The 2,485-nt window shown below is 74.1% G+C and carries 3 protein-coding genes; all 3 read left to right on the top strand.

Annotated features, from left to right (window positions below; genetic code table 11):
- A partial coding sequence (locus ACIQOV_RS37240) for a site-2 protease family protein (protein WP_401055217.1) occupies positions 1 to 1,198 on the top strand: 1,198 nt, incomplete at its 5' end.
- 60 nt (positions 1,199 to 1,258) lie between these two features.
- Positions 1,259 to 2,218 (top strand): tRNA (adenine-N1)-methyltransferase, encoded by a 960-nt coding sequence (locus ACIQOV_RS37235; RefSeq protein ID WP_359901190.1) that lies wholly within the window; start codon positions 1,259 to 1,261, stop codon positions 2,216 to 2,218.
- Positions 2,219 to 2,303: 85 nt separating this feature from the next.
- A partial coding sequence (locus tag ACIQOV_RS37230; protein ID WP_401055216.1) for a hypothetical protein occupies positions 2,304 to 2,485 on the top strand: 182 nt, incomplete at its 3' end.

The following is a 2,485-nucleotide window of genomic DNA, read 5'->3' as shown; positions in this document are numbered from 1 at the left end:
GGGGCGGCAGCCCTCCGACCGGCCACCGCGGGCGGGCGACGGGCGCCCGGCCGGGGCGCCGCCCGAGCGCCGCGGCGGCATCCTGATGGGCCGACCCTTCGGCGTGCCCGTCTACGTCACCCCGTCCTGGTTCGTCATCGCCGCACTGATCACCTGGGTGTTCGGCGGACAGCTGGGCGACGTCCTGCCCGATCTCGGAGGCGCCCGCTACCTGGTCGCGTTCTTCTTCGCGGTCGCCTTCTACGCCTCCGTCCTGGTGCACGAGCTCGCCCACACCCTGGTCGCGCTGCGCTACAAGCTCGGGGTGCGGCGGATCCAGCTGCAGTTCTTCGGCGGGGTCTCCGAGATCGAGAACGAGGCGGAGAGCCCCTGGCGGGAGTTCTGGCTGGCCTTCGTCGGCCCGCTGCTCTCGCTGCTGCTCGGCGGCCTCTTCTACCTCGGCGTGCGGGCGGTGGAGCTCTCCACCGTGCCCGGGGTGCTGCTCACCGGCCTGATGATCTCCAACCTGGTGGTCGCCGCCTTCAACCTGCTGCCCGGCCTGCCGCTGGACGGCGGCCGGATGCTGCGCGCGGTCGTCTGGGCGATCAGCGGCAAGCCGATGACCGGCACGGTGGCCGCCGCCTGGGTCGGCCGCGGGCTGGCCGTCGCGGTGCTGATCGGCCTGCCGCTGCTGAGCGCCGCCCGCGGGGTCGAGCGCACCACCACCGACACCCTGGTGGACGCCCTGCTGGCCGCGGTGCTCGCCGCGATCATCTGGAACGGTGCCACCGGCAGCCTGCGCAACGCCCGGCTCAAGGAGGTGCTGCCCGGCCTGCGGCTGCGCGAGCTGGCCCGGCGGGCCGTCGAGGTCACCGCCGACACCCCGCTGGGCGAGGCGCTGCGCCGCGCCCGCGAGGCCCGGGCCGGCGCGGTGATCGTGGTGGACGGCCGGGGCGAGCCGATCGCCCTCGTGCGCGAGGCCGCCGTCCGGTCGGTGCCCGAGCACCGCCGCCCCTGGGTGGCCGTCGGACCGCTCGCCCGCGACCTCGAACCCGGGATGCGGCTGAGCGCCGACCTCGGCGGCGAGGACCTGCTGCGGGCCGTCCAGGCCACCCCGGCGGGGGAGTACCTGGTGGTCGAGGCGGACGGCCGGGTGTACGGCGTCGCCTCGCTCAGCGACATCGAGCAGCGGCTGACCGCCGCCGTCTCCGGCCGCTGACCGACGGCCGCTGATCATGGTGGTAGGGCGGGAGGCTCCGCTTCCCTTAGGATTGTCGGCATGTCCGAACCGACCGGTGCCGCCCGCAGACGCGGGCCCTTCCAGGTCGGGGACCAGGTCCAGCTGACCGATCCCAAGGGTCGCCACTACACGTTCACGCTCCAGGCCGGGAACCAGTTCCACACCCACAAGGGTGCGTTCCCGCATGACGAGCTGATCGGCGCTCCCGAGGGCACGGTCGTGCGCACCACGGGGAACGTCCCGTACCTCGCGCTGCGCCCCCTGCTCCCCGACTACGTCCTGTCCATGCCGCGCGGCGCCGCCGTGATCTACCCCAAGGACGCCGGCCAGATCCTGGCCATGGCCGACATCTTCGCGGGTGCCCGCGTGATCGAGGCCGGCGTCGGGTCCGGCGCGCTCAGCATGTACCTGCTGCGCGCCGTCGGCGAGCACGGCATGCTGGCCTCCTACGAGCGCCGGCAGGACTTCGCCGACATCGCCCAGGGGAACGTCGAGCGCTACTTCGGCGGCCCGCACCCGGCGTGGAAGCTCACCGTCGGCGACCTCCAGGACAACCTGGTCGAGACCGACGTCGACCGCGTCATCCTCGACATGCTGGCCCCCTGGGAGTGCCTGGACGTCGCCTCCGAGGCGCTCGTCCCCGGCGGCCTCATCTGCTGCTACGTGGCCACCACCACGCAGATGTCCAGGACCGTCGAGGCGCTGCGCGACCACGGCACCTTCACCGAGCCGCAGGCCTGGGAGACCATGGTCCGCACCTGGCACCTGGAGGGCCTGGCGGTCCGCCCGGACCACCGGATGATCGGCCACACCGGCTTCCTGCTCACCGCCCGCCGCCTGGCGGACGGTGTGGAGCCGCCGCTGCGCCGCCGCCGTCCGGCCAAGGGCGCGTACGGCGAGGACTACGACAACGGGGCGCCCGAGCCCACCCTCCAGGAGCGCGCCGCCGCCCGCAAGGCCGCCCGCGACACGGAGACGGAGCAGCCCGACCTGGGCTGAGCCCCGAAACCCACCGCGAAAGGGGTGGTACGAGCACACCGCTCGTACCACCCCTTTCGCATCCCGCCGATCACGGTGTGGGACGATGCTCGCGCACGCAGACCAGCTCCTGGAGCTCTGGAGGGGACGCCTGGTGGAGACCGCGGTCGGGACGACGACGGCGACGGCTGGACAGCGGACACCGCGGAGCCGCTCCGGGCCCGGGCACGCGCGCACCGCCCCCTGGCACTGGGCCGTCGCCCTGGCCGGCTGCGGCGCGGTGGTGGG

This window comes from Kitasatospora sp. NPDC091257 (assembly GCF_044757675.1).
GTDB lineage: Bacteria > Actinomycetota > Actinomycetes > Streptomycetales > Streptomycetaceae > Kitasatospora > Kitasatospora lactacystinica.
The sequence above is the reverse complement of the archived record's forward strand: the minus strand, read 5'-3'. Positions and strand labels throughout refer to the sequence as shown.